The organism is Pseudomonadales bacterium, assembly GCA_041395665.1.
Lineage (GTDB): Bacteria > Pseudomonadota > Gammaproteobacteria > Pseudomonadales > UBA7239 > UBA7239.
Genome location: JAWLAB010000005.1, coordinates 108,692 through 134,285, shown reverse-complemented (window position 1 = coordinate 134,285; position 25,594 = coordinate 108,692). Strand labels below are relative to the sequence as shown.

Here is a 25,594-nt window from a genome sequence, read left to right as displayed (position 1 = left end):
TTGCTCAAACCAGTGATTGACAGTTTGTCATGCGCCCTTCTTGTCCGTGAGGTGGGCAGACATAAGCACTCATGATGGGCGATAAAGTCGGCGCCACGAAGCCAAAATTAAAACAGCGGTGGCTAAAGTAAAAGCAAATTCTTTGAACAGCACGCCCGTTAAACCGGATAAAAAACCAATCGGTGCGTACACGGCTGCAAAGTGTAATAGTCATGCCGATAATGGGCGCAAATAATTGATGCGAGCTGGCTAATGCTGCTTCGATGCGGCTTTTGCCTTCACGCATATGTCGCGCAACATTTTCAACCACGACTATCGCATCATCCACCACCAAGCCAACGGATAAAACAATCGCTAATACGGTCAGTAAGTTGAGGAAAATCCCATCGCCAACATGGCGGCCATCGCGCCGAGCAGTGAAATAGGAATCGTCACCAACGGAACCAGTGCCGTGCGAGCAGAACCCATCAATGCCAGTACAACAATGCCAACCAATAAAACAGTTTCGGCGAGTGTGTGAAAAATTTCGCGCAATGCAGAGCGCATATACAGCGTGATGTCGTAACCGATGCCGATATGCATGCCTTTGGGCAGTGTGGGGTTAATAGCGGCGAGGTCTTTGTAGAGTGCGTCAGCAATTTCAATTTCATTGGCGCCAGGGAGCGGCCACACGGAGATATAAACTGCATCGCGATTATCCATGCGCGCGTTATTTTCCACCTTCGTCTTCACCCAATTTAATGTTGGCGACATCGCGTAAACGAATTTGTGCGCCGTTAACATCCTTGATGATGAGTTGCTCAAAATCTTCTGGCGTTTTTAGTGTGGTGTTGGCGAGCAAATCAATGCGCTGTGCATTATTTTCACTGCGACCAATCGTGGCGATTAAATTGTTGGCGCGCAGTGCTGCATCAATATCGCTGGCACTGAGATTGAATGCTTGTAAACGCGAAGGGTCGAGCCAAATACGCATCGCGGGTGCGCGCCCACCTTCCAAACCGATGCGCTGCACACCAGGAATGGCGGCGAGTCGAGGATTCACATTGCGCGTTAAATAATCGGTGATGGAAGCGCGCGTGTGCGTGCCGGTAATGGGTACATCGAGATAAAAACCAGCGCCTTGTTTATCGGCGCGATTGACTTGAATAGAAGGGTCTTCTGCACCGGCAGGTAATTCATAGCGAATTTGCTGCAAGCGTGCAGTTAATTCGGCGAGCGCTGCGGTGCTGTTTTCATTGAGTTTCAGCCAAACCGTTACCGTGCTCATGCCAGCGAGCGTCGTGGAATCCACATAATCCACACCGGGGACAGTAGCGGCAACGCGCTCAATCGGATCCGTAATAAAACCCTGCACGCGTTCTGCGGATGCACCGACAAAGGGTGTAGTGACGACTAATGAAGAACTTTCAATGCGTGGAAACTGCAACACCGGTAATTTATGCGCGGCGTATAAACCGACAACGATTAATGCCAGCGAAATAACAATCGCGATAATCGGCCGCTTGATAAAAATATCGGTGGGCGATTTTTGATGGATGTCGTGAATCATTTGATTGATTCCTGACTGTGCTCCTTGATGTTAACGCGCATACCATCGTGTAATTTGAATGAGCCGTCAGCGGCTATACGCTCACCGGTTTGCAAGCCATTTTTTATCACCATGCGCAGGTTATTCTCTTCACCTACATCCACATTGCGAATTTTTGCGCGCAGCACGCCTTCTTTATCTGGCTCAATGAGATAAACAAAATGTCCTGCGTCGCTGAATTGCACGGCAGTGGATGGCACGGTAATGATTGATTGTGCTGTGGTGGTTGGTAGTTGGACATCCACCAGCGTACCCGGTTTTAATTTTTCTTCAGTATTGTTGACGGCGGCGCGCACTTTAAAATTGCGTGAGCTGGATGAAATGGTGGGGTCAATGGCTGTTATTTTGCCTGAGAATACTGTTGTTGGTAGGCCGTTGGCATGAATGTGAACATCGGTACCGAGCGCGATATTGCCTTGTTGTTGCGGCAAATAAAAATCTACCCACACAGTAGTGAGTGAGCCGACCAATTGTGTGATGAGCGTATTGGCCGTGAGATATTGCCCAACTTGTAAATGGTGCAACCCCGCATAGCCATCAAAAGGTGCGGTGATAATTTTTTTATCAATGACAGCCTGTAATTCTTGTGCGCGAGCAACAGCCACTGCGTACTGCGCGCGCGCTTGATCGTATTGTTCACGGCTGGTTAATTTTTGTGCGACCAATTTGTTGTAACGCGCTAATGATGCTTTTGCTAATTCTGCATCTGCTTGTGCGGCGCGCAGCTGGGCAATGTCTTCGCTGGCATCCAACTTCAGTAGCATTTGATCTTTTTTGATGGCTCCACCTGCTTGCAATTCAACAGCGACAACGCGGCCTTCCAATTCATTGCGCAATTCAATGGATTGTGGCGCGAGCACTTCGCCCACTGTGGTGACAGTGGATTGCCAGTTTTGCTTTTGTGCTGTGGTGGCTTCTACCGTTTCTGAGGGTTCTGGATACGAAGCCGCCACCGCCATCAAATGACGGATTTGCAAAAATTTGTAGCCCGCCAAAGCCAGCAACAGCGCCAAACACGCGATAAAAACAATCAACCAGCGTTTTGCGGATGAGTGTTGAACTGCCATTTTTTTACTTCCTTTTTAGCCGCGCTGTATGCCGATGTTTTCAGGAGTGCCATCCGCTGCATGCACATATTCAGCGCGAATGCGTGTGGGTTTAACGGTGAAAATAATGCGCACATCGCCAGGTTGATCAAACGGGTAGTGATCTTGGTTCATGTATTTTTTAGCAATACTGTTGATAAAGCTGCGATCAGTGTCTTCTTGGATTTCAACACTGCCGCGAATTTCTATATAGCGCCACGGATTTTTAGGATCAACGATACACAGAGCTACGCGCTGGTCGCCGGAAAGGTTTTTATATTTTTGTCGTGATTTTATGGTGCTGAAACGCACGAACTCGCCATCCCATACAAAAGCCACCACATTGTTGGCCAGCGAGCCATTGGGCATCACCATCGCCACTTGCGCGTAGTTGTTGCCTTTGAGGATATCGTGGTGCGATTCGGGAATGGTTGTTGTCGAACTCATGTGTGACTCCGTGTGCGTTAAACCGAGTCGTTATTGTATGCGATTGATTATGATGGCCGCGTTTTGAACATATACGGGTATAAAAAAACCCGATGTTGTGTACAACATCGGGTTGCGGCGTAACAGCCTAGTGGGCGTGCTTCATGCTGCTGGGCGTTTGACATGTCCGTCACGCAAGTGAGAGATCACATTGCCGTTGAGTGATTTGCCAGTGAAATCATAGGCGCGGCCAAAACCTTTCACATAACGCCCGCTGATAGGCTGCAAGCAGAATAAGTGGAAGTCTGTGAGCTGTTTCAGCTCGTTGATGCGCTGGCCGTGTCGTGCCACCAAGGCGTTGATGCCGGTTTCATAGGCTTCGCCGGCAGTGTGTGCGATTTCTGTTGCTTCAACGCGATAGGTAACGCGCAGGCGTGCAAATAATTCCCCTGAAGCGCTTTCATCTTGAATCACCATCACGGATGGCGTTGGGTTTAATTTCAAATTCACAGCATGCAGTGCGATGTCGGACAACAAAACATACAGACACTCATCGCCAATACCGAATGGCGCATAAGACGCATAAGGCTGACCTTGTGGGTCGATTGACGACAGGATTAAAGTCTTCTGTGTGGCGATAAAATCAGAAATTTCATTTTGCAAATTATCTTGCGTCGATTGTTTGAGATTGGATTCGGCCATGGTTTTTACCTCGTGTGGCAGTGGGTGATTTAGTGCGAGACTGCTTGTTGACGCAGTTGTTCAAACTTCTCTAGTTGATGCTGAAGTAAATTGCCTTCAGCATCACGACCTAGAAAAATTTTGAAGATGGTGTCGTTATTTTTATCGACAAAAACCAGCGCATGACTTTCTCTACCGCGATGATTTTTGCTTTGAAATTGAATACTTTGCACACTCTCCAAATTTAGGTGTCCTTCAAAACCGCCATTGCCTTTCAGGTTGTAAAAACCTTCGGCCATGGTACCTGTTGGGAAATCCCCTTTAAATTCAAATACGCTGCCACCATGCAAAATGATGGTAGTGGTGTTGCCCCAAGTGCTGATTTGCTGTAACAAATCGAGCGCTTGTGAACCGGCCAGTTGTACCGTTGCTTCACTCATTTGTAGTTCCTCGACAATCAATGATTAAAAACGATAAGTAACAGCAGCGCGCACTTCACGGCCTGGTTGATACAGCTCTTGGAATGCAACGCGATAGTATTCATCGGTAACATTGTTGATGCTGAGATCAAGCGTTAGGTTTTCACCCACAGGCTGCCAGCTACTGTAAAGATCAACGGTGCGATAGCCATCGTAGTCGTTCGCTGTAGTAGCAGGTGTGCGGTCTTGTGCGGAAGCTTGTGTAAAACGCACACCGGCTAAGAGTTTTTGTTCTGGGATGAAAGTATAGCTGGTATCCAATACCCATTTGCTTGCAGGAATATTGGTTAGGTGTTCGCCCGTTTCGCGATCTTCGCCGCGCATTTTTCCGTAGCTGATGCGCGTGGAGAGATTTTCCCACTGGTAACGCGCTTCTAATTCAACGCCTTTAATGCGTGCTTTATCGACATTCACCCAAGTGGTATGGCCTGGATCAAAAATAACAGTGGGTGGACCAGGAGGCGCAGGAATAACTGTAACGGTGGGGGAAGTGACGATTTGTTCAATAAAGTTATCAACATCGTTGCGAAACACGGATGCTTTGAACGCTAAATGATCGTCGCTAGTGAACACATTGTCCCAATTCATGCGTGTCATCAATTCTTTGTTGGCGGCTTCTTCGGCTTCGAGATCAGGATTGGAAACAAACTTGTTACAACCAAAGGGAGGACCCATGCAGAAGTGTGAGCCGGTGGTATACATTTCTTCGGTGCTAGGCGCGCGGAAAGCTTCGTCATAACGCGCAGCAATTTCCATCCAATCGGTTGCTTGTAACACCAGCGCTGCGGATGGCGAAATGGCGCTGTCTTCTCGTGACACATTCAAATTTTTGGCTTCTGTTTCGAATTTATCGTGACGAACGCCAATTTCTGTTCGCAATACATCACTCACCAAAGGAATCGTCGCTTGCACAAATTTGCCGAGTACATCGACCGTTGCTTCCGGTGGTATAGGGCGATTGGTACCGCCGCGTTTGGTAGAAAAATCGTCGTGATAACCATCAAAGCCGTACAACAAACTGACACCGGCAAAATCAGAGCGGTTGTTCAAAGCGAAGCCGCGTGTTTTTAATTCGGTGCTGTCGCTGCGACCATCGCTCAAACGGGATTCATTCATTTCTGTCTTGTTATGGAAAATCATCGCCTGTGCATTCACCAGTGGCGATTCTGTGTCTAAACGGTAATCCAAAGACACATTTTCATTCTCGACATCGCGATCAATCAGGTAGTTGCTAGTTGGCGAAACCGGCGCAGAACTATTGGAGGGCACGCTGCCCTGTGCTTCCGATTTGCGCACATTCAATGCAAGACTTTGGCTGTCTGTGATTTGCCAGCTGGCTTTGAACAGGGTGCCTTGGTTGCGGTTGCCTGATTCTTGCAGGGTGTCATCGAGGCGATAGCCTTTATGACCGAGTTCGATATCATTGCTGTCGCGATAGTAGCCGGACGCGAGCAAGTCGAGTGTTTCTGTACGCGCGCCGACGGCGACAGTTGTATCGCTCGCCTCGCCGTTATCGTTATAGCCATATTTGATCAAGCCGCCGACATCTTGGTCTGGTTTCAGGATATCGCTGGCGTTGACGGTGTTCTGCGCGACCACCCCGCCAATAGCACCTGAACCCCAGAGGCTACTAGCAGGACCTTTCAGCACTTCAACACTGCGCAGCAATACGGGGTCAATAAAGAAGCTGGGACGGTGACCAGAGCCAAAGTTCTGACGCACGCCATCAACGGTTTGCAGCACTTGTGAGCCTTCTAAGCCACGAATATTGACCAGCTGGCTATCAGCGCGTGGGCCGCCCGTGGCTTCGATATTGGTTTCCCCTTTGACGATTTCTGCCGTAGAAGTGGGCTGTCTATGCTGGATTTTTTCCTTGGTAACGACTGCCAGTGGGCGCGCCACTTGCTTTTCGTCGGCTTCGCTACGCGTTGCTGTGACGATAACGGTTTCCAAATCGGTACTTGGTACGGCGGCAGTAGCTTGTTCTTCTGCGATCGCATGGCAAGAGGCAGTGATTGCCAGCGCAAGCGGTGCTAATCGAAAGAAAGGAGAGCGAACAGAGGTAGACATAGATAAGTGGCTCCTGCGGCCTAGGTTGGTGGTGAATGGGGTTGCTGTATCTAGGTTGCAAATGGTAATCAATCTCGATAACATTTGTAAACAGGAATCGTTATCGTTTACAGAAAAAATGCAAAAAAGATTGGCGGATAACTTTGGATGGGTCATGAGTGCGGCAATAGCGTTATTGCTGCACCTCATGTTGTTTAGAGGTTGGTCAGCGGTGTCTCCCATCGGAACGCTAAAACCAGCGCCTGTTATGGAAGCTTTTATTGTGGCGCCAGCCGTTGCTCCTTCACCCGCGCCCGCTGCACCCATTCCTGTAACAAAAGTAGTGCCGCAGACAGAGCCTCCACCTGTTAAGCCGGTTGTTCGCCCGCACCGGCCTGTGCGCACGGAAATAGCACCACGCCCTGCGAAAATTGAGCGGGCGGTACAAACAAAAAAAGAAGCATCTGCTGAAGTAACAAAGCCTGCTGCGGTGGCAAACTCGGCGCCGTCTAAGCCAGCAGCGAATTCGCAAGCTGCTACGGCTCAGCCAGTGTTAGTAAAAAAACCTCAATTTCTCACGCCGCCCTCGCGCCCGGTGTATCCACCGGTGGCAAAACGGCGTGGGCAGCAGGGTACGGTGTGGTTAGAAATCCTGTTATCAGAAACAGGAAAGCAAATAAAATTGTCGATTGTGCGCAGTTCGGGGTTCCAGTCGCTGGATGATGCAGCGAAAATTGCCGTCGCTAATTGGAAGCTCGCACCGTATCGTATGAATGGTGTGGCGGTGAGCTCGCGCGTACAAGTGCCGGTTGAGTTTGTTATTCAATAATTATTTTTTGAAGTATTTATTTTTGGAGAAATATCGAATGCGTCATCAAAAATGGCTAAAGCCTTGTCGCTCTTTTTTCGTTGCAGCAAGTGCTTTGCTGCTGTCGGTTGCTGCACAGGCAATGGAAGCGACTGCACAAAAAACAGATCGCATTATTAGTGCGGATGCGGGCGCTACTGCGCTGTTGCGTGATTTTGGTGTGGCACAACAGTTGGTGGGAATTGATGTCACTAGCCCGCAATCAGAAAAAGAAAAATTACCTGTAGTGGGGTATCACCGTCAGTTAGCCGCAGAAGGCTTATTGGCATTGCGCCCCACAGTATTAATTGGCAGTGAACACATGGGGCCTGCCAGCACGCTGACTGCTGTAGAAGCAGCAGGCGTTAAGGTTGTGCGTTTGCCTGCTGTCAGCGATGGTGCTGGTTTGTTGTCGAATATTCGTTTGTTAGCAAAAACCATGAATGAACCAGCGCAAGCACAAACCGTTGTACAACAGGTGGAGAAAAAAATTGCTGATTTACAAAAAAATGCGCTACCTAAGAGTAGTCGCGCTTTGTTTTTACTGTCAGCAGGGAGTCGCGGTTTGCGCGCGGCAGGTGTTGGTACAGGTGGTGATGCGTTGATTCGTTTGTTGGGCGCGAATAATGTAATGAGCCACAACAGTTACCAGCCTATTTCAGCGGAAGCCATCATGGCCACCAATCCTGATCTCATTTTGTTGGCTGCTGACGGCGGTGAAAATACTACGGATCATTTGTTGCGTGATTACCCCACGCTGGCAGCAATGCCAGTCGCTAAAAATGGAAAAATACTTGCGGTGCGCAGTGAGACTTTGGTGGCTGGCTTGAGTGTATTGACCGTCGATGAGGCGCTGCGCTTGCAGGCTCTTTTGCAACAGAAAACAGCAAAGCCTGAGTAAAAAGCGGAATCTAAAATAAGGTGAAACGATTTTCTGCTTTTTGGGTGGCGGTACTACTGGTTGCCGCTTTGTTGTTAGTGGCGGGGCTGTCTATTGTGACGGGTCCTATGCCATTGTCAGTGCTGGCCAGTTTGCAGACCGTATGGAGTGCGGCAACGGGGCAGGAGAGTGCTGCATTGGCTGCGTACGAGCAAACAGTGGTGCTACAACTGCGCTTACCACGATTTTTGCTGGCAGTGTTCGTGGGCGCACTGCTTTCGCAATGTGGCGTGGTGATGCAAGGTTTATTTCGCAATCCACTCGCTGACCCTGGCATCACAGGTGTTTCAACCGGCGCGGCTTTGGGCGCGGTGTTGTGTATCGCTTTGCTGCCTTCCGCCATGGCTGCTTGGCTCACGCCTATTGCTGCTTTTTTGGGTGGTTTATTGGCAACTCTAGTGGTGTATCGTTTTGCGCGTACACCGGAAGGCACATCCATTTCTGTGCTGTTGTTGTCCGGTGTAGCGCTGTCAGCTTTTGGCGGCGCTGCAATTGGTTTTTTAAATTATTCCGCCAATGACCAAGTGCTGCGTGATATCGCGCTGTGGCAAATGGGTTCAGTCGCTGGTGCTAATGTCACGCATATTGTTTTAGGTGCAATCACTGTTTTTTTGTTATCGATTTTTTTTCAACGCCATGCTGCATCACTCAACGCTTTAGCTTTAGGTGAAGCGGAAGCGCGCTATTTAGGCATTGATGTGGAACGCTTGAAATGGGTGTTGATTGTTTTATCCGCCATCGGCGTGGGCGTGGCCGTTGCGGCAGCAGGCATTATTGGTTTTGTCGGTTTGGTGATGCCGCACGCGATGCGTTTGTTGACAGGCCCCGATCATCGCAGCTTGTTACCTTTGTCGGCACTAGCCGGCGCGTTGTTATTGGCCTTGGCGGATTTATTTGCACGCACCCAAGTGGCACCGGCTGAATTGCCGGTTGGTTTGGTGACGACTTTGCTCGGCGCACCATTTTTTCTCTCACTGCTGTTGCGTCAACGCAGCAAACCGGATGGTGTGTGACATGACAGTCAATAGTTTGCTCACACTGCGCGATGTGCATTTTTCTCGCAAAGAAAAAACGGTGCTGGAAATATCAGAATGGCATTTGCCGGCGGCGCAGTTGGTCGGTGTGTTGGGGCCAAATGGTGCAGGAAAATCCACTTTTTTGAAATTAATTGCCGGTGAATGGCATGGCTCTGGTGAAATTATTTTTCATGGCAAACCGTTGCGGCAGTGGAATCGCCGTGAACTGGCGTGCCACTTGGCGGTATTACCGCAATCCAGTCGTTTGAGTTTGCCGTTTACCGCGCGTGAGGTAGTGGAGTTGGGCGGTATTCCTTTAACAATTCAGCGCAAACAGTTGGCTGTATTGGTGGAAGAAGCGATGGCGCGTACACACGCAACACCATTGGCGGATAAATTATTTATCGAACTGTCTGGTGGTGAACAGCAACGCGTGCAGCTGGCGCGCGTTTTGGTGCAATTAACACAAGCAGAACAGCCGCCGTTGCTGTTATTGGATGAGCCCATTTCTGCGCAAGACATGATGCAGCAGCACGCAATTATGCATCTCGCACACAAACTGGCGCATCAGCAAGGATGGGGCGTATTGGCAGTGCTGCACGATATTAATTTTGCCGCGCGCTACTGTGATCAACTGTGTATTTTGCGTGAAGGAAAAATCGTCACCGAAGGCGCGCCCGATGATTGTTTGCGCCCTGATGTGATCGAAGCGGTGTGGCGCTATCGCCCCACTTCCGTGGCGGGCGAAAACGGTAAAGTGTTTTATTTTTAGTCATGTTATCTGTTGAGCTAGTGTTGCATGCCGTGAGCTATATGTTGCCAACTGGCAGCAATCGTCCACACCGCGTATAACGATAAAAAACTCGCCGCAGCGTAGCGCCATTGTTTCTGCTGAAAAAACTTTTGTAATTGTTGTGATAACACGCCGCTGGCAAACAGTGCTGGCGTTGTGCCTAAACCAAAAAAAAGCATTAACAATGCAGATGTGTTTGCATCGGCGCGGCTCGCGCTCCATGCTAGTGTGCTGTAAACCAAGGCACAGGGCAGCCATCCCCACAGCAATCCTAAAAAAAATATTTTTGGCAGTGTGTTGGCGGGCAGCAGTGGTTTGGCCAGCGTCTGTATCGGTTGCCACCAGCGTGTACCGATTTGTTCCAGTTTGGTGATGCCGCTCCACAGTTGTGCGATATGCAGTGCCATCGCCAATAACAACAATCCCGCAGCAGTGCGCAGTGTTGGCGCAAGTAGTGGGATACGATGGGTGAGATGTTGCAGCGCAGCGCCGAACAGTAATGCGAGCAATGCATAAGTTGTGATGCGGCCGGCGTGGTAAATCAGTAGCGCCAATTTTTTTTTGGGGTGTTGTTGCAAGCCGAGTGCGCAGGCGATGCCACCACACATACCTAAACAGTGCCCACTACTCATAAAACCAAGCGCAAATGCAGAAAATAGTGCAGGCAAAAAATCATTCATGGTTTTTATTCGTGATGATTGCATCTTCCTCCTCGAGGATGCGCCGCGCTTCACGATCGAGATCATCGTATTGACCGCTGCGGTTCGCCCACAGCCAAGCGCTGATGGCGATGACGCAAAAAATAACAGCGACAGGAATGATGAGATAAAAACTGGTCATAAGGTTTCTACTTGAAGCCGGCGTGTGCGTGGTAGTAAGCGCAGCGCATTGATTGTTACCAGCAGAGAGCTGATAGCCATACCGATGGCTGCATTGACTGGCGTGAGCCAGCCTGTTGCTGCCAAAGGCAGGATGCCTACATTGTAGACCAGTGCCCATGAAAGATTTTGTCGCACAATAGTGCGCGTGTGCAGAGCAATAGTACGCAACTGCAATAAATCATCCAATTGATTGTTTAACAAAATAACATCGGCAGCGAGCTGTGCTGTTTTGCTGGCATCTGCTAAAGCAACGGAGACATCGGCGTGTGCTAAAACAGGGCCATCGTTGATGCCATCGCCCACCATCAACACTTTTTGTTGTTGCCGCAATGTTTCAATGATTTGCACTTTTTGATTGGGTGAGCAATGGCGATGCACGGTGTTGATATTGAGAGTGCGAGCAACTGCATCGACAGCATTGGAATTATCGCCTGATGCAATCGTGCATTGAATGCCATCTTTTTGTAGAGCATTTATACATTGAGTGGCTGTAGTGCGCAGTGGATCACCCAAATAAAAAATAGCTAATAACTTGCTGTTTTCTGATAAAAATAAGGGAATGGTGTCATGCATATTGTCTTTGAGTACGATATTCTCCTCTGCGCAAGCCCAATCTTGTTTGCCGAGTCGATAAATAACATGATCTTTTTTTGCCTCTATTCCGCAGTGTAATACGGATTGCGTTTTATCAACGGTAAAAAAAGTGTTATCTCGTTGCGCTGTGTGAAAAGCACTGGCGATGGGGTGAGTGGAATTGCGTTCCATGGCGGCAGCAATGGCAACGCATTCTTCTTCACTGTGTGTGCCAAATAATTGAATGTGCGAAATGTGCATACGGCCTTGTGTCAGCGTGCCTGTTTTATCAAAAACATATTGCGTAATCGCGGGAAGTATCTTTAATACATGACTGCTTGTGATGAGAATGCCGTATTGGCGTAAACGCAATGTTGCAGCAGTGAGTGCTGTGGGTGCGGCGAGTGTTAATGCACAAGGGCAGCTAGCAACTAGCACAGCGAGAAAACTGGGTAATGCTTTGCTGGCGTCTGCCCACCACCAATACAGTGCGCTGAGTGTGGCGAGTAACAATACAGTGGGCGTAAAAATTTGTGCCACGCGATCGTACATAGTGCGCGCGGTGAAATGCCGTTGCTGTTTTTGGAAAAACGCTTGCTCCATGCGCTGATGCAAGTGCGCAATGTGGCTGTCTGCTCCCCAGTGTTTCGCTTGCACAATGATTTGTCCATTGAGCAGCGTGGTGCCAGCGAGTACGGTGTCGCCTGCTTGTTTTTGCACGGGTAAAAACTCGCCGGTAATCACGGCTTGTTCAATGGCGGCGCTGCCAGAAATAATGTCTCCATCGATAGGGATAATGCCGGTTTCAACCACTATGCAGTCATTAATTTGCAAAGAGTGAATGCTAATGTTTTCTCTCTGTTTGTTGTGTAAACGAATACAGGTTTGCGGTAATAGCGGTTCTTGTGCGTATTCTGCGAGTCGATTTCTTGCGCGTGCTTCAAGAAACCGCGCGCCGAGCAGAAGAAACACAAACATGGCGATGGAGTCAAAATACACATCGTCGGTGCGCTGTATGACGGCGATAATGCTGGCAATTGCGGCGGCAATAATGGCCACAGCAATGGGTACATCCATGTTGATAACAAAGGTATCTCTATTGCGTTGTAATAAGTTGCGTATGCTTCTGTTGGCGTTGTGAAAGAAAATATCGGCGCAATAAAACCACACAGGAATGGAGAGCAGTAGCGCAACGACATTGAGCCACTGCTGCATATTACTGTCTGCGCCGAAGTAACCGCCCATAGCAACCATGTGAATTTGTAGTGCGAGTAATCCTGCTACACCTAAACGCTGCAACAATTTCTTTTGCTGCAAGTTTGTTGTGCTTTGTTGGCGCGTAGGTTGCCAAGGTGTTGCGCGATAGCCTATGTCCTGCAGAATGCGAAGAATTTCGTCTAATGGCAGTTGGTCTTGGTGCCAGTGTAATGTGAGTTTGTGTGAATGAAATTGAGCCTGTACTTTGGTGATGCCTGTTAATTGTTGCAGGCGCTTTTCAATCAGCCAGCAACAGGAAGTGCAGTGAATATCCGGTATAAACAGCTGTACTTCGCACAGCGTTTTATCGATAACACGCACAACGGTATCAAAAGCTGCGGCATCAATGATGAGTACATCTGTATTGGAGGGTTGCTGCGGTTTGTTATCGCGTTGGCGATAGTATTGTTCTAAACCGAGGTTGTGGATGGTGCTGGCCACTGCAAGGCAGGCAGGGCAGCAAAAGTAGCGTGTTTCTTGGTTGATAATTGCTGAAAATTGCAGTGGATTGTTGTGTGGCAACAACGCCTGACAGTGAAAGCAATGCGCCGCGCTGTTACGCATGAGCGTTGCTACCCAACCAATTATTGAGGCGAGTGTTCATCCTTTTGCTCAAGCGTCTTGTTGATATCCAAACCTTTTTGATAGTAATTTTTGTCAATGACTGGATCGGCGTGTTTCACAGCTAAATAAATGAATACAGAACAAAAGCTGATCGCAAAAGCGAGCAAGCCAATGATAAACCACGGCCAAAATTGTTGATGCCAAGGTTTTGTATCCGTGCGACGCGGTGAGCTCATTGCAATGGCCCCGTAAAGCGGTTTTTCTGCTTGATGCAGTGGTTTTGCTCTGCGTTATCTGCAAGGCAGGCATGAAACTGTATATCAAAACTGCGTCTTTTCCATGCGGAAACCGGCATGGATAAACGCAGCGGAACACTCAGCTCTTCGCCAGAGCCGACTTGTAACGAGGTTTCGCCAACAATGGAAATATTTTCGTGGTTGACGCTGATAGTGTAACGATGGCTATTGCGATCGCGATTGCCAATTTTTAGTGTATAAACATTTTCTATGTTTCCATTGCGCACTTGATACATGGCATTGCGTTCGCGCAAGATTTTTACATCCGTAGTTTCGCGCAGTATCAATGCGCCAATAAATAAGCCACACATAATCAATAACACACCGCCGTAGCCAACGGTGCGTAAACGCAGCCAGTGAAATTTCTTTCCCTCTACGCGGTTTTCTGAACTGTAAGCAATCAAGTTAGGCGCGTAACCCACTTTTTCCATCACGGCGTTACAGGCATCAACACATAAGGCGCAGTTGATACATTCGTATTGCAAGCCATCGCGTATATCGATGCCGGTAGGGCACACTTGTACGCACAACATACAGTCGATGCAGTCGCCGAGAGCGGAAGGTTTTTCGCCGTCATTCACGCGTCGTGCACCGCGTGGTTCGCCGCGCACATTGTCGTAAGTGACAGTCAAAGTGTCGCTATCAAACATCGCTGCTTGAAAGCGCGCATACGGGCACATGTACAAACACACTTGCTCACGCAGCCAACCGGCGTTGAGGTAAGTCATGAAGGCAAACAGGCCTATCCATGCGTAAACGGCTAAATCTGCACTCCCTGAAAAGAAAGTAAAGCTGAGCTCAGTAATGGAAGTGAAATAACCGACAAAAGTAAAACCGGTTAAAAAAGCGAAGCTTATCCACATGGTGTGTTTGGCAGTTTTTCGTAAAACTTTTTCTATAGACCACGGTGCTTGGTCTAATTTGATGCGCTGGTTTCGGCTACCTTCCGCTTTTTGTTCCATCCACATAAAAATACTGGTCCATACGGTTTGCGGGCAGGAATAACCGCACCAAATACGACCAAATAATGAAGTGAAAAAGAATAATGCGAAGGCGGCGATGATCAGTGTCCATGCCAGTAGCACTAAATCTTGCGGCCAGAAAACTAAATCAAAAATATAAAATTTGCGCGCGGGGAGATCAAATAGAATGGTTTGGTGGCCGTGCCACTGTGTCCACGGTAGAAAAAAATAACCAACGAGCAGTGGCCAGCCGGTAAATAAACGAATGCGTTGAAAAAAACCTTCAATGCTGCGCGTGTAAATTTTCTCACGCTTTTGGTAGAGATCGAGTTCCGCGACTTCCTTGGGTGCCAGTTGGTCTGGCACATATTCATTAACTAAGGGAATTCTATCTGGATCACTCGATGACATCTCTCATACCATTGTGCAGTGATTGAAGTGCTACTGTATTGCTTGTTCGCGCTTCCCTGCGGTATTGCTCGTGTCGTGGCTTAATCCGTATACAAAGGCTGCCAGCAGACGAATTTTTTCTGGAATCAGTAAATGTTCGTGTGCAGGCATTTGACCATTGCGCCCGTTGTGGATGGTGATTTTGATTTCGCCGATATCACCGCCGTACAACCAAATATCGTCGGTTAAGTTGGGCGCTCCCACTGCTTGTAAACCTTTGGCATCGGGGCCGTGACAGACCGCGCAATAAGTGGCAAAAACTTTCGCGCCTGCTTCAGGTTTTTGGTTGGCGTCTTTGGTGGTAATCCAAGTGGCAACATCATCCATTTGTTGTTCGGTGAGCACACCTTTCCACGGTGGCATACTGCCTTTTCTACCTTTACCAATCGTTTCTAAAATTTGATCGGGTGAGCCACCGTACAACCAATCACTGTCGCGTAAATTAGGAAAGCCTTTGACGCCACCTGCGTCAGCGCCGTGGCACACTGCGCAGTTGGAAGCAAACAAGCGTTGGCCGATACGATGTGCTTTTTCATCTTTTGCCAATTCTTCTATCGACATATTGGCGTAAGGCGCCAAGGCTTCGTTCACTTTGGCGTCGACTTTTTCGTTTTCAATATGCCATTGGCCTTCGGGTGTCCAGCCGAGCGCACCTTTGTAGTTACCCATGCCTGGATACAAAACTAAGTAACCGATACTGAAAATGATGGTTAAAACAAACATGTAAAACCACCATGCGGGCATAGGGTTGTCATATTCTTCAATACCATCGTAAACATGGCCGGTGGTGGCATCGGGATCACCTGAACGCGTACGGTTGCCAAATAAAACCCACACGATACCGACGAGGACAATCGTGGTGAGAGCAATGACCCAAGTGCTCCAGAAACTGCTCATTCAACATCTCCCGTTCTGGTGTTGGTTGTCGTTTGTGCTGCTTGCTGTTTTGAGCGATCAGCAATGGCTTCATCAGCAAACGGTAAATTGGCAGCATCAGTAAAAGTTTGTTTGCGTTTTTTGCTATAAGCCCACGCAATCAACCAAATAAATAGAATCAATAATGCCAGCGTGATTAATCCACGCACCGTGTTGAGATCCATGTTTACTGCTTCTCCTGCGCTTGGATGCGCTGTTGAATCGCAGGGTTGGCAGGGATCACAGTGCCGAGTTGTTGCAAGTAAGCAATCACGGCATCCACTTCTAATTTGCCAGCAACAGCCGCTTGTGCTCCTTCAATATCTGCATCGGAATAAGGCACGCCCAATTTGCGTAACGCACGCATTTTTGCAGCGGTGTCTTTGCCATCCAGTACATTGTCAAACAACCAAGTGTATGCAGGCATCACGGATTCCGGTACTACATCGCGCGGGTTGTACAAGTGCGCGCTGTGCCATTCATCACTGTAACGGCCGCCAACACGCGCCAAGTCTGGCCCTGTGCGTTTGGATCCCCATAAAAACGGACGCTCATAAACCGATTCGCCGGCAACAGAATAAAAGCCGTAGCGCTCTGTTTCTGCGCGGAATGGGCGAATCATTTGTGAGTGACATCCTACGCAGCCTTCGCGGATATAAATATCTCGCCCTTCCAGTTGCAACGCGGAGAACGGTTTCAAACCTTTGATGGGTTCCGTGACATCTTTTTGAAAAGCGAGTGGAACAATTTCTACCAAAACACTAAAGCTAATGACGATAAGAATTAATACCATCATCAATGCAATGTTTTTTTCAATTTTGCTGTGTAGATTTTCTTGTCCACTCATGATGATTGCTCCGCTGTGGCAGCTGGCATCTGCGAAGTTTTCCACATGTTGTACGCCATGATTAACATGCCAGAAAGGAACATGGCGCCGCCCGCAAAACGCACGATATAACCGGGGTAGCTGGCAGAAACGGATTCAGCAAAGCTGTAAGTGAGTGTGCCGTCCGCGTTGTAGGCGTGCCACATCAGTGCTTGGATAATGCCGTTGACCCACATGGAGGCGATATACAACACGGTGCCGACTGTGGAGAGCCAGAAATGCACACTCACCAATTTGATGCTGTACAAGCTCTGTTTGCCGAACAGAATCGGGATTAAGTGGTAAGAGGAGCCGATGGTGATCATCGCCACCCAGCCGAGCGCACCGGAGTGCACATGGCCGATCGTCCAGTCGGTGTAATGCGACATCGCGTTGACACTTTTAATCGACATCATCGAGCCTTCAAAAGTGGACATGCCGTAGAAAGACAGTGACACCACCAAGAAGCGCAGAATGGGGTCGGTGCGCAATTTGTCCCACGCGCCTGAAAGCGTCATCACGCCGTTGATCATGCCGCCCCATGAGGGAGCTAGCAAAATCACGGACATAATCATGCCCAAGCTTTGCACCCACGGTGGTAACGCGGTGTAGTGCAGATGGTGAGGGCCGGCCCAGATATAGGTGGCGATCAAAGCCCAGAAATGCACGATAGAAAGACGATAGGAATAAACAGGGCGTTCCGCTTGCTTAGGGACGAAGTAGTACATCATGCCGAGGAAGCCGGCAGTGAGCAGAAAACCTACAGCATTGTGGCCATACCACCACTGCACCATGGCATCCACTGCGCCGGCGTAGGCGGAGTAAGACTTCGTTAAAGTCGCGGGCATTTCTGCGCTGTTCAGAATGTGCAACGCGGCGATAGCGATAATAAATGCAGCGTAAAACCAGTTGGCGACATAAATGTGGGAGGTGCGGCGCTTGGTGATGGTGCCAAAGAAAACAATGCCGTAAGCAATCCAGACAATAGCGATCAGGATATCAATCGGCCATTCCAGTTCGGCGTATTCCTTGCTGGTAGTTATGCCCATGGGGAGCGTAATCGCGGCAAGCACAATCACCAATTGCCAGCCCCAGAAAACAAAGGCGGCGAGGCCGTCTGAAATCAAGCGCGCTTGGCAAGTGCGTTGCACGATATAGAGCGATGTACCAATCAATGCACTACCACCGAAGGCGAAAATAACGGCGTTGGTGTGCAGAGGGCGCAGTCGGCCAAACGACAGCCATGCTTGACCGAAGTTGAGGTCGGGCCAGACCAGCTGTGCGGCGATCAACACGCCGACGAGCATACCGACAATGCCCCACACCACGGTCATGACGGTAAATTGCCGCACTACCCGATAGTTGTACACCACGGGGGTCGTATTTTGATGATCAGCTTGCATAGGACGCCTTTAACTTCAGGGTTAGAAAGGGGATACAGATTCCGCGTGTCAGTCTACGAATACAGGCATTAAGCCGAAATTCCATAGAACAACCGTGGCACCCATCATCGCCACCAAGAAAACCAAGCACACGCCGAGCACAGCGCTGGCATACAGGAAGCCGCGCTCTTCGGGGATATTCATCACGATGGGCAGCCCGGTGTACAACAAGTAGACCGCCCAGCTCACTGCAACCATGCCGATAATGAGGTCGAGGCCTAGGTTGGGGAAAAAACCAGCCAAACCAGCGAGAAAGAGAGGGGTCGCGCCATAGGCCGCCACGGCATAGCCCTTAGTGAAAGTAGTGATGGAGCCGTAGGTGCCGGCCATCCAGTGAATGGCATAACCGATACCCCACAGCGCCAAGATGATGGCGCAGTAGAACGCGATAACAATGCGCAGTGCGCTATCGGGTGCTAGGCGTATCAGCTCGCTACCACCAGGTAGCTGCCAGCCTGCGGTTGTGGTGCCGTAATACCACGCGTAGCAGGCCAGTGCGGCAAGAATAAAAGTGTAGAGGGCGGAGGTGCGCAGCGCATTCAACGAGGCATTGGCCACTGTTTGCCACTGCTTTTTAGGAGACAACAAAAAATTGAAAGGATTATTTAGCATGGAATAAACCGCTGTCTGTGCTCTCGCGGCGGCATTCTAGTCGCTTTCGAGTGCGGGTTTGTTGATACGGGTCAAATCTAATTCCCTGTATTTTACGGGGAATAAACGCGTTTGTCGGTGTGAGAAGTGCTTACACCGTCTCGTGACATGAATCAGAAGTCGAATAAATCCGATAAAAAACTTTCGCGTTTGTGTTTTTTATAGTGACCGCTGTGGTGTTTGCCATAAGTGCTGTACGGCTGCGGAATCGGTTGTTGTGGGATGGCTTGTGGCGCGGGTTGTGGTGCTGTTTGCGCTGCCGGCGCTGGAGCCGAGCGTTCGATGATTTTGTCCAGCTCTCCACGATCCAGCCATACGCCGCGACACTGTGGACAGTAGTCGATCTCAATGCCTTGTCGCTCAGACATCACCAAGTTTGTGCCAGTACAAATAGGGCATTGCATGTGTTTCTCCAACGGATTGATATTCCAGCGAATATTACCGCATTAACGCAACGGCTTTGATCTGCGCGTACACCGTTTGTTGCGTTTGCAGCGCGAGTTGATCGGCGGCGCGGCGCGTGATGCGTGCCAGTAAGTGTGTGTCGCCCAGCGCCAATCTCACCAATACGCGTGCAGGATCGCGATCGGAGCTGATATCGACAATCTGCACCGCCAAGCTGTTTTGGATGCTGCTCTGTGAAGGCGGTTGTAGGGCGATACTGACATCGCGCGCCAGTATGCGCACCCGCGTGTGACTGCCGATGGGCAGCGGCGACAACGCTACCGTGAGCGAGCCGCCGTTAATTGCCACTTGGCTCAGGTGATAGTGCGTGTCGTGCGCGGTGATGGTGGCATCCAGCACGGCAGAGGCTTCGTCAAAATGCGAGAGTGGCAACTGCGGTTGCGTCAGTAAATCATTGAGCGCGCCCATTGCTTGCACGCGTCCGTTATCCAGCAATAAAACGCGATCAGCCAGCCGCGCCACTTCGTCCAGCGCGTGTGTGACATACAGGATGGGGATGTCGAGTTGCGTGTGCAGCCGTTCGAGGTAGGGCAGGATTTCGGTTTTACTATCGATATCGAGACTGGCGAGCGGTTCATCCATCAACAACAACTGCGGGCTGGCGAGCAGCGCGCGCGCAATGGCAACGCGTTGTTGCTGACCACCGGAAAGCTGTGCGGGTTTGTGCGCCAGCAAGTTTTCTAGCGATAACCAAGCTACAGCGTCATCAAACTGGATGCGGCGTTGATTGAGCGGTACACGCTTCAAAGCAAACTGCAAATTGCCGCGCACATCCAAGTGCGGAAACAAACGCGGTTCTTGAAACACATAGGCGAGTGGGCGGCGGTGTGTCGGCACAAACTGCGTAGCGTTTTGCCAAATTTTTTCGTCAAATTGTAGTGTGCCGTGCGCTTGTGTCAGCCCTGCAATACAGCGCAGTAGTGTGGTTTTTCCGCAGCCGGAGCGACCGAAAATAACTGTCACACCTTGCATGGGTAAATCAATATCGCAGTGCAGCGAAAAATTGCCGTACTGTTGTTGTAAATGAATATGCAGTGATGGTGATTTAGACACGCAACCATCCTGCTTTGCGCACACCTTGCAGCAACAAGAGCACGATGAAACAGAACAGCAACATACCCGCCGATAACCAATGCGCATTGCTGTACTGCATGGCTTCAACATGGTTGTAAACCTGCACAGACAACACTTGTGTTTCTTTCGGAATATTACCGCCCAACATCAATACCACACCAAATTCACCCACGGTGTGTGCAAAGCCTAGCGTAGCAGCGGTGATATAGCCGGAAACGGAAAGCGGCAGCACAACGCTGCGAAAAGTATCAAAAGTATTTGCGCGCAGCGTGGCTGCGGTTTCTAACAGGGGCTCGCCCACAGATTCAAAAGCGTTTTGCAGCGGTTGCACAACAAACGGCAAAGAATAAATCAGTGATGCCATCACCAAGCCGCTGAAAGTAAAAGGCAACAGCCCAATACCAAGTGCTTGTGTGAGCTGACCGACGGCACCGTTCGGCCCCATCAACAGCAATAAATAAAAACCGATCACCGTTGGTGGCAACACCAAGGGCATCGCGACAATCGTGCCGATTACAGCAGCGATACGCGATTTTGTGCGCGCCAACCACCATGCCAACGGTGTGCAGAGCAGCAGTAACAGTAGCGTCACTACGGCAGCTAATTTCAGCGTCAGCCAAATAGCTGCTATGTCATTTGCACTGAAATCATTCATGCTTTTTGTTTAGATTTCGTAGCCGTAGCTATGAATAATTTGCTTGGCTGCGTCGTCGTTTTTCAAGTAATCAAACAACTGCTGTGCTGCGGGTTTTTGTTGGCTGGGTTTGAGTAGCACTGCATCCTGTTTCAAAGGCGCGTGCAGTGATGCAGGCACAATCCACGCAGAGCCGCTGGTAATTTTCCCATTTTTATACACTTGGGATAACGCGACAAAACCCAGCTCTGCGTTGCCACTGCTCACAAACTGAAAGGTCTGCGTAATGTTTTCGCCTTGCACAAACTTTGGTTGTATTGCAGTCAGTAGATTTATTTTTTTCAGTGTTTCGATAGCGGCTGCGCCATAAGGCGCTGTCGTTGGGTTGGCGATAGCAAGGTGTGCAAATTGCCCATTCTTCAGCACTTCGCCTTTGTTATCCACGAAATTGGTTTTTGCAGACCACAGTACCAATTTTCCTGTAGCATAAGTAAATTGGCTACCTGCGATGGCATAACCTTCTTTCTCTAGCTTGCTCGGTGTTGTGTCGTCAGCACTGAGAAAAATCTCAAACGGTGCCCCATTTTTAATTTGCGCGTACAGCTTCCCTGTTGATCCGGGTGATAACAATATTTTGTGCCCAGTTTTTTGTTCAAACTCTACTGCGATTTTTTGCATAGGTTCAGAGAAGTTTGCCGCAACGGCGACGGAAATTTTATCGGCAATAGCGAGTGAGGCGTTGAACAATAAGCTAAGAGCTGCAGTTAAAAAGAGCGAGTAATGCAAGATTTTTTTCATGTGATGAACGCCTATTCTTTTGTGGTGATGAGAGGTAATCTTGTTTTACTCTGAAAGAGAAATTATTAGGCTTCCTAAACAAAAACACCCCAGCTAGCTGGGGTGTTTTAATCTGAGTGGTGGTTAAAAATTATTTCTTCTTCTCACAAGTTTCCTTGAGATATTTTTCCAATTCCATGATTTTTGCTGCTTGCTCTTCTGGTGTGAGTACGCGTTCTTTGCCGTCTTTATCTACCATGCGAACGCGTCCACGCTCCTTCATGGTTTTTACTTGCGCTTCTACTTTGTCACATTTTTCTTGTTCTTGTTTTTCCAAATCTTGCGCTTGATTTTCTAGCTCTTTTTTATGCGCTTGTTCTTTCTTGCCTTCTTCTGATTTGGCGTATTCAGCGTTGGGGTCATAAACCGTGCTGCTGCCACCGTGTGTGGTAACTTTTTCTGCCTTCACACCGACAGGTGGTTGTTCTGCGTACTGGGTGATGCCGTTGTCGTCTGTCCACTTGTAATAGTCTTTGGCGAATGCAGAGCTGGCCACGAGGGCTGCGGCGATACCGGCAATGATGAGAGAGCGTTTCATGTCAGATCTGACTCCTGTAAGGGTAAGGCATTGATTTGCACGGATAATACGCTGCAAGCAAAGAAAGTTAAAGCAGGCAACTCAGCGAGCGAGCATGCCTTTCAGCGCCAAGCGAATCAGCTCCTCGCTGCTGTGAACACTGTGCTCTTTCAGCACAGCTTTGATCATCTTTTCTGCCTCTGGCGCTTTATAACCCAGTGCCAACAGTGCGTCTTCGGCATCTTGCTTATAAGAAGCGGCATCGTTGTGCTGTGCTTTTGCTGCGGCACGCGTCTCAGTGAGCGGCAAATCGTCCGTTTCTTCACTGTGCCAATGTTTAACGCGATCGCGCAATTCCACCAACAAGCGCTCTGCAGTTTTGCGGCCAATCCCCGGTACTTTGACCAGCGTGTCCAGATGATTGCGCTGCACGCAGATCACCAGTTCCTGCAAATCCAGCGCCGACAAAATCGCGAGTGCCATTTTCGGGCCGAGCCCGTTGATGCGTATCAGCTCGCGAAATAATTCGCGCGTGGGTTTGTCGATAAAACCATACAGTAGTTGCGCATCTTCACGCACCACGAAATGCGTGTGCAGCAACACTTCGCTGCCGAGTGCCGGCAGTTGATAAAACGAAGTCATCGGCGCGTGCACTTCATAGCCCACACCTTGCACATCCACTAACAACAGAGGTGGATGTTTTTCGATAAGTGTGCCGCGCAGAGAACCAATCATAAATACTCTCTTTTTTTAGCGCATACGGCCGCGACGAAATTTACTCGCGTCTGCGCTGATCAATGTTTTCTGTGTGTGCGCGTGACACAGCGCAACCGCTAAGGCATCTGCCGCGTCTTCTTGTGGATCACCGGGCAGCGCGAGCAGTGCTTTAACCATGTGCTGTACTTGCAGTTTTGTCGCCGCGCCCGTGCCAACAACCGATTGTTTTACTTTGCGCGCTTCGTATTCGGATACGGGTAAATGATGACTGACGGCTGCAACGATGGCTGCGCCGCGTGCTTGCCCCAATTTCAGCGCGGAGCCTGCACTTTTCGCCATGAAAACATTTTCTATCGCCACTTCTTGCGGTTGATAGTGCGCAATGATTTTGTTGAGCGATTCAAAAATAGTTTTGAGTCTTTCGGGTAGTGCGGTACCAGGAATACGAATCACGCCGCTGCCGATGTAAGTGTTGCGCGAGCCATCAAGGCGAATGATCCCGAAGCCTGTTTTGCGTGAACCGGGATCAATACCGAGGATGATAGTCATGCAGCTATGTATTAGGCCGCGCCGTCTGTTTTGGGTTTTTTGTGCAGACGAATATGCAATTCACGCAGCTGTTGTTTTTCAACTGCACCTGGTGCATCGGTCATCACGCAAGCCGCTGTTTGTGTTTTCGGGAAAGCAATCACTTCTCGAATCGATTGTGCGCCGAGCATCAACATAATCAAACGGTCGAGACCGAAAGCCAAACCGCCGTGTGGAGGACAGCCGTATTTCAATGCGTCGAGCAAGAAGCCAAATTTTTGGCGCTGTTCTTCTTCGCCAATGCCCAGTGTGCGGAACACCGCTTGCTGCATGTCTTGATCGTGAATACGAATCGAGCCGCCGCCCAATTCTGTGCCGTTCAACACCATGTCGTAAGCGCGCGACAACGCAGTAGCAGGTTTTGCTACCAACTCTGCTGTGCTGCATGAAGGCTGTGTGAACGGATGATGCAGCGCGGCGAGACGGTTGTCGTCTTCTTCGAACATCGGGAAATCCACCACCCACAGAGGCGCCCACTGGCAGGTGTACAAATCCAAATCCGCGCCGAGTTTGCAGCGCAGTGCGCCGAGTGCATCGCACACAATTTTAGTTTTGTCTGCACCGAAGAAAATCACATCGCCATTTTTTGCATCGAGGCGAGTGATTAAACCTTGCAATGCTTCATTGGAAAGATTTTTGACGATAGGCGATTGCAAACCGCTGCCTTCGCCGTTGTGAATGTTGTTGATGTCGTTGACTTTAATCCACGCCAAACCTTTGGCGCCGTAAATACCAACAAAATTGCCGTATTCATCAATTTGTTTACGCGACAATTTTTCGCCGCCACCCGGCACTTTTAATGCGGCAACGCGACTGCCCGCATCATTGGCAGGGCCAGAGAAAACTTTGAAGCCGACATCTTTCATCAAATCCGCGACATCGACAATTTCCAGCGGGATACGCATATCCGGTTTGTCGCTGCCGTACTTGTTCATCGCTACGCTGTAAGGCATGGAAGGGAAGTCGCCCAGCTCCACCAACAGCACTTCGCGGAACAAATCGCGAATCATGGTTTCCGCGATGTGCATGATGTCTTTTTCATCAACGAACGAAGCTTCGATATCAATTTGCGTGAATTCAGGTTGGCGATCTGCGCGCAAATCTTCATCGCGGAAACATTTGGCGATTTGGTAATAGCGATCCATGCCCGCCACCATCAACAACTGCTTGAACAACTGTGGCGATTGCGGCAGCGCGAAGAATTTGCCTTCGTGTGTGCGGCTAGGTACGAGATAGTCGCGCGCGCCTTCCGGTGTGGCGCGGGTGAGGATCGGAGTTTCGATGTCGAGAAAGCCCTGTTTTTCCAAGCTTTGACGCACGATAGAAGTGACTTGTGCGCGGAACTGTAAGTTGCGTGCCATCTCGGGGCGGCGTAAATCCAAATAGCGATAATGTAAACGCACATCTTCGCCGACTTGCGTATAGCTATCGAGTTGGAAGGGCGGCGTTTCGGCGCTGTTCAAAATTTCCAGTGCAGTGGCGTACACCTCAATCTCACCGGTGGGCATATTGGGATTCACAGTGCCAGCTGATCGTTCGCGCACTTTGCCAGTGACTTTCAACACAAACTCGCCGCGCACGCGGTCGGCCAGTTGAAAGTATTCGCCCGCATCGGGATCAAACACAATTTGCACAATGCCGGCGCGGTCGCGTAAATCGACAAAAATTACACCGCCGTGATCGCGGCGGCGATCTGCCCAGCCGCACAGCGTAATGGTTTGATCGACATGAGCTTTATTGATGTCGCCGCAGTAGTGGCTACGCATGGTGCAAAATCTCCGGTGGTGGTGCCTGAAGTTAACAATAGACAAGGCCGAAAATTATACCTGAGAAAGCGCACAGCCTAAGATTGCGTTCAAGTAAATCTACTGGCGGGACTATCAATAAGAGGGTGAAAAAAGACTGCAAAACAGGCTGTTTGCTATGGAGATGCTCGTTTAGGTCGATATTTACAGGGTTTTTTGAGGAATACGGATAAAAAATCTTGCTAGGCTATGGGTAA

General features: G+C 49.5%; 28 protein-coding genes and 1 pseudogene. 4 read left to right on the top strand and 25 right to left on the bottom strand.

The features are described from left to right. Window positions 1-4 precede the first annotated feature (4 nt). The 7 genes and pseudogenes from R3E63_08440 to R3E63_08410 form a co-directional block, all read right to left on the bottom strand. Window positions 5-702: pseudogene (locus R3E63_08440) on the bottom strand (efflux RND transporter permease subunit). Between the two features lie 7 nt (window positions 703-709). Then, window positions 710-1,549 (bottom strand): efflux RND transporter permease subunit, encoded by an 840-nt coding sequence (locus R3E63_08435; GenBank protein ID MEZ5539955.1) that lies wholly within the window; start codon window positions 1,547-1,549, stop codon window positions 710-712. Then, the gene (locus R3E63_08430) at window positions 1,546-2,655 is read right to left on the bottom strand and encodes an efflux RND transporter periplasmic adaptor subunit (protein MEZ5539954.1); all 1,110 of its coding nucleotides are present in this window, start codon (window positions 2,653-2,655) and stop codon (window positions 1,546-1,548) included. Before R3E63_08430 ends, R3E63_08435 begins: the two co-directional genes overlap by 4 nt. A 15-nt stretch (window positions 2,656-2,670) precedes the next feature. Further along, window positions 2,671-3,120 carry a PPOX class F420-dependent oxidoreductase gene (locus tag R3E63_08425; GenBank protein MEZ5539953.1) on the bottom strand — a complete coding sequence of 150 codons (450 nt, stop codon included), beginning with the start codon at window positions 3,118-3,120 and terminating at the stop codon, window positions 2,671-2,673. Between the two features lie 141 nt (window positions 3,121-3,261). Beyond that, the gene (locus tag R3E63_08420; protein MEZ5539952.1) at window positions 3,262-3,801 is read right to left on the bottom strand and encodes a pyridoxamine 5'-phosphate oxidase family protein; all 540 of its coding nucleotides are present in this window, start codon (window positions 3,799-3,801) and stop codon (window positions 3,262-3,264) included. A 29-nt stretch (window positions 3,802-3,830) separates the two neighbouring features. Continuing rightward, window positions 3,831-4,220 carry a heme utilization cystosolic carrier protein HutX gene (gene hutX, locus R3E63_08415; protein ID MEZ5539951.1) on the bottom strand — a complete coding sequence of 130 codons (390 nt, stop codon included), beginning with the start codon at window positions 4,218-4,220 and terminating at the stop codon, window positions 3,831-3,833. 24 nt (window positions 4,221-4,244) lie between these two features. Beyond that, window positions 4,245-6,329: a TonB-dependent hemoglobin/transferrin/lactoferrin family receptor gene (locus R3E63_08410; GenBank protein MEZ5539950.1), complete on the bottom strand. Its 2,085-nt coding sequence runs from the start codon at window positions 6,327-6,329 to the stop codon at window positions 4,245-4,247. Between the two features lie 154 nt (window positions 6,330-6,483). Between R3E63_08410 and R3E63_08405 the strand changes: the two genes are divergently transcribed. Genes R3E63_08405 through R3E63_08390 form a run of 4 tightly spaced genes read left to right on the top strand, consistent with a single transcriptional unit; the run spans window position 6,484 to window position 9,883 of the window. Continuing rightward, window positions 6,484-7,137 carry a TonB family protein gene (locus R3E63_08405; GenBank protein ID MEZ5539949.1) on the top strand — a complete coding sequence of 218 codons (654 nt, stop codon included), beginning with the start codon at window positions 6,484-6,486 and terminating at the stop codon, window positions 7,135-7,137. Window positions 7,138-7,174: 37 nt separating this feature from the next. Then, complete coding sequence (locus R3E63_08400) at window positions 7,175-8,056, top strand: ABC transporter substrate-binding protein (protein ID MEZ5539948.1); 882 nt, start codon at window positions 7,175-7,177, stop codon at window positions 8,054-8,056. Between the two features lie 20 nt (window positions 8,057-8,076). Next, window positions 8,077-9,108, top strand: coding sequence for an iron ABC transporter permease (locus R3E63_08395; GenBank protein ID MEZ5539947.1), 1,032 nt, complete (start codon window positions 8,077-8,079; stop codon window positions 9,106-9,108). Window position 9,109: 1 nt separating this feature from the next. Beyond that, window positions 9,110-9,883 (top strand): heme ABC transporter ATP-binding protein, encoded by a 774-nt coding sequence (locus R3E63_08390; protein MEZ5539946.1) that lies wholly within the window; start codon window positions 9,110-9,112, stop codon window positions 9,881-9,883. A gap of 17 nt (window positions 9,884-9,900) precedes the next feature. Here R3E63_08390 and R3E63_08385 read toward each other — a convergent pair whose 3' ends face one another. The 18 genes from R3E63_08385 to aspS form a co-directional block, all read right to left on the bottom strand. Next, the gene (locus R3E63_08385; protein MEZ5539945.1) at window positions 9,901-10,608 is read right to left on the bottom strand and encodes a sulfite exporter TauE/SafE family protein; all 708 of its coding nucleotides are present in this window, start codon (window positions 10,606-10,608) and stop codon (window positions 9,901-9,903) included. After that, entirely contained in the window at window positions 10,577-10,744 is a 168-nt protein-coding gene (gene ccoS / locus R3E63_08380) for a cbb3-type cytochrome oxidase assembly protein CcoS (protein ID MEZ5539944.1), read from the bottom strand. Before ccoS ends, R3E63_08385 begins: the two co-directional genes overlap by 32 nt. Then, a complete protein-coding gene (locus tag R3E63_08375) occupies window positions 10,741-13,179 on the bottom strand; it encodes a heavy metal translocating P-type ATPase (protein MEZ5539943.1) in 2,439 nt (812 codons plus the stop codon). The genes ccoS and R3E63_08375 overlap by 4 nt, the downstream gene beginning before the upstream one ends. A gap of 20 nt (window positions 13,180-13,199) precedes the next feature. Further along, on the bottom strand, window positions 13,200-13,415 hold the full coding sequence (locus R3E63_08370) for a FixH family protein (GenBank protein ID MEZ5539942.1): 216 nt from the start codon (window positions 13,413-13,415) through the stop codon (window positions 13,200-13,202). After that, complete coding sequence (gene ccoG / locus R3E63_08365) at window positions 13,412-14,848, bottom strand: cytochrome c oxidase accessory protein CcoG (protein MEZ5539941.1); 1,437 nt, start codon at window positions 14,846-14,848, stop codon at window positions 13,412-13,414. Before ccoG ends, R3E63_08370 begins: the two co-directional genes overlap by 4 nt. Before the next feature lie 30 nt (window positions 14,849-14,878). Next, complete coding sequence (ccoP, locus tag R3E63_08360) at window positions 14,879-15,784, bottom strand: cytochrome-c oxidase, cbb3-type subunit III (GenBank protein MEZ5539940.1); 906 nt, start codon at window positions 15,782-15,784, stop codon at window positions 14,879-14,881. Further along, entirely contained in the window at window positions 15,781-15,987 is a 207-nt protein-coding gene (locus R3E63_08355; GenBank protein MEZ5539939.1) for a cbb3-type cytochrome c oxidase subunit 3, read from the bottom strand. Before R3E63_08355 ends, ccoP begins: the two co-directional genes overlap by 4 nt. A gap of 2 nt (window positions 15,988-15,989) precedes the next feature. Next, window positions 15,990-16,649 carry a cytochrome-c oxidase, cbb3-type subunit II gene (ccoO, locus tag R3E63_08350; protein MEZ5539938.1) on the bottom strand — a complete coding sequence of 220 codons (660 nt, stop codon included), beginning with the start codon at window positions 16,647-16,649 and terminating at the stop codon, window positions 15,990-15,992. Continuing rightward, window positions 16,646-18,070: a cytochrome-c oxidase, cbb3-type subunit I gene (gene ccoN, locus R3E63_08345; GenBank protein ID MEZ5539937.1), complete on the bottom strand. Its 1,425-nt coding sequence runs from the start codon at window positions 18,068-18,070 to the stop codon at window positions 16,646-16,648. Before ccoN ends, ccoO begins: the two co-directional genes overlap by 4 nt. Before the next feature lie 48 nt (window positions 18,071-18,118). Next, the gene (locus R3E63_08340; GenBank protein MEZ5539936.1) at window positions 18,119-18,721 is read right to left on the bottom strand and encodes a Yip1 family protein; all 603 of its coding nucleotides are present in this window, start codon (window positions 18,719-18,721) and stop codon (window positions 18,119-18,121) included. A gap of 152 nt (window positions 18,722-18,873) precedes the next feature. Then, window positions 18,874-19,164 carry a zf-TFIIB domain-containing protein gene (locus R3E63_08335; protein MEZ5539935.1) on the bottom strand — a complete coding sequence of 97 codons (291 nt, stop codon included), beginning with the start codon at window positions 19,162-19,164 and terminating at the stop codon, window positions 18,874-18,876. Between the two features lie 34 nt (window positions 19,165-19,198). Continuing rightward, on the bottom strand, window positions 19,199-20,278 hold the full coding sequence (modC, locus tag R3E63_08330) for a molybdenum ABC transporter ATP-binding protein (protein MEZ5539934.1): 1,080 nt from the start codon (window positions 20,276-20,278) through the stop codon (window positions 19,199-19,201). Continuing rightward, window positions 20,271-20,954 (bottom strand): molybdate ABC transporter permease subunit, encoded by a 684-nt coding sequence (gene modB, locus R3E63_08325; GenBank protein MEZ5539933.1) that lies wholly within the window; start codon window positions 20,952-20,954, stop codon window positions 20,271-20,273. Before modB ends, modC begins: the two co-directional genes overlap by 8 nt. Window positions 20,955-20,963: 9 nt before the next feature. Next, complete coding sequence (modA, locus tag R3E63_08320) at window positions 20,964-21,731, bottom strand: molybdate ABC transporter substrate-binding protein (protein ID MEZ5539932.1); 768 nt, start codon at window positions 21,729-21,731, stop codon at window positions 20,964-20,966. Between the two features lie 130 nt (window positions 21,732-21,861). Then, window positions 21,862-22,308 carry a DUF4124 domain-containing protein gene (locus R3E63_08315; GenBank protein MEZ5539931.1) on the bottom strand — a complete coding sequence of 149 codons (447 nt, stop codon included), beginning with the start codon at window positions 22,306-22,308 and terminating at the stop codon, window positions 21,862-21,864. A gap of 81 nt (window positions 22,309-22,389) precedes the next feature. Then, on the bottom strand, window positions 22,390-23,022 hold the full coding sequence (gene ruvA / locus R3E63_08310) for a Holliday junction branch migration protein RuvA (protein ID MEZ5539930.1): 633 nt from the start codon (window positions 23,020-23,022) through the stop codon (window positions 22,390-22,392). Between the two features lie 15 nt (window positions 23,023-23,037). Then, window positions 23,038-23,553 (bottom strand): crossover junction endodeoxyribonuclease RuvC, encoded by a 516-nt coding sequence (gene ruvC, locus R3E63_08305; GenBank protein MEZ5539929.1) that lies wholly within the window; start codon window positions 23,551-23,553, stop codon window positions 23,038-23,040. Between the two features lie 11 nt (window positions 23,554-23,564). After that, window positions 23,565-25,358, bottom strand: a complete 1,794-nt coding sequence (gene aspS / locus R3E63_08300; protein MEZ5539928.1) for an aspartate--tRNA ligase — start codon at window positions 25,356-25,358, stop codon at window positions 23,565-23,567. Window positions 25,359-25,594: the final 236 nt, after the last annotated feature.

Bases quoted from the DNA above. Each gene is read 5' to 3' on its own strand.
- ccoN (MEZ5539937.1), bottom strand. From the start codon at position 18,070: ATGCAAGCTGATCATCAAAATACGACCCCCGTGGTGTACAACTATCGG.
- R3E63_08385 (MEZ5539945.1), bottom strand. From the start codon at position 10,608: ATGCAATCATCACGAATAAAAACCATGAATGATTTTTTGCCTGCACTA.
- R3E63_08370 (MEZ5539942.1), bottom strand. From the start codon at position 13,415: ATGAGCTCACCGCGTCGCACGGATACAAAACCTTGGCATCAACAATTT.
- R3E63_08355 (MEZ5539939.1), bottom strand. From the start codon at position 15,987: ATGGATCTCAACACGGTGCGTGGATTAATCACGCTGGCATTATTGATT.
- R3E63_08315 (MEZ5539931.1), bottom strand. From the start codon at position 22,308: ATGAAACGCTCTCTCATCATTGCCGGTATCGCCGCAGCCCTCGTGGCC.
- ccoS (MEZ5539944.1), bottom strand. From the start codon at position 10,744: ATGACCAGTTTTTATCTCATCATTCCTGTCGCTGTTATTTTTTGCGTC.
- R3E63_08335 (MEZ5539935.1), bottom strand. From the start codon at position 19,164: ATGCAATGCCCTATTTGTACTGGCACAAACTTGGTGATGTCTGAGCGA.
- R3E63_08435 (MEZ5539955.1), bottom strand. From the start codon at position 1,549: ATGATTCACGACATCCATCAAAAATCGCCCACCGATATTTTTATCAAG.
- R3E63_08375 (MEZ5539943.1), bottom strand. From the start codon at position 13,179: ATGCGTAACAGCGCGGCGCATTGCTTTCACTGTCAGGCGTTGTTGCCA.
- modA (MEZ5539932.1), bottom strand. From the start codon at position 21,731: ATGAAAAAAATCTTGCATTACTCGCTCTTTTTAACTGCAGCTCTTAGC.
- modB (MEZ5539933.1), bottom strand. From the start codon at position 20,954: ATGAATGATTTCAGTGCAAATGACATAGCAGCTATTTGGCTGACGCTG.
- R3E63_08425 (MEZ5539953.1), bottom strand. From the start codon at position 3,120: ATGAGTTCGACAACAACCATTCCCGAATCGCACCACGATATCCTCAAA.
- R3E63_08420 (MEZ5539952.1), bottom strand. From the start codon at position 3,801: ATGGCCGAATCCAATCTCAAACAATCGACGCAAGATAATTTGCAAAAT.
- R3E63_08340 (MEZ5539936.1), bottom strand. From the start codon at position 18,721: ATGCTAAATAATCCTTTCAATTTTTTGTTGTCTCCTAAAAAGCAGTGG.
- R3E63_08410 (MEZ5539950.1), bottom strand. From the start codon at position 6,329: ATGTCTACCTCTGTTCGCTCTCCTTTCTTTCGATTAGCACCGCTTGCG.
- ccoG (MEZ5539941.1), bottom strand. From the start codon at position 14,848: ATGTCATCGAGTGATCCAGATAGAATTCCCTTAGTTAATGAATATGTG.
- R3E63_08400 (MEZ5539948.1), top strand. From the start codon at position 7,175: ATGCGTCATCAAAAATGGCTAAAGCCTTGTCGCTCTTTTTTCGTTGCA.
- aspS (MEZ5539928.1), bottom strand. From the start codon at position 25,358: ATGCGTAGCCACTACTGCGGCGACATCAATAAAGCTCATGTCGATCAA.
- R3E63_08405 (MEZ5539949.1), top strand. From the start codon at position 6,484: ATGAGTGCGGCAATAGCGTTATTGCTGCACCTCATGTTGTTTAGAGGT.
- R3E63_08390 (MEZ5539946.1), top strand. From the start codon at position 9,110: ATGACAGTCAATAGTTTGCTCACACTGCGCGATGTGCATTTTTCTCGC.
- ruvC (MEZ5539929.1), bottom strand. From the start codon at position 23,553: ATGACTATCATCCTCGGTATTGATCCCGGTTCACGCAAAACAGGCTTC.
- ruvA (MEZ5539930.1), bottom strand. From the start codon at position 23,022: ATGATTGGTTCTCTGCGCGGCACACTTATCGAAAAACATCCACCTCTG.
- ccoP (MEZ5539940.1), bottom strand. From the start codon at position 15,784: ATGAGCAGTTTCTGGAGCACTTGGGTCATTGCTCTCACCACGATTGTC.
- ccoO (MEZ5539938.1), bottom strand. From the start codon at position 16,649: ATGAGTGGACAAGAAAATCTACACAGCAAAATTGAAAAAAACATTGCA.
- R3E63_08430 (MEZ5539954.1), bottom strand. From the start codon at position 2,655: ATGGCAGTTCAACACTCATCCGCAAAACGCTGGTTGATTGTTTTTATC.
- hutX (MEZ5539951.1), bottom strand. From the start codon at position 4,220: ATGAGTGAAGCAACGGTACAACTGGCCGGTTCACAAGCGCTCGATTTG.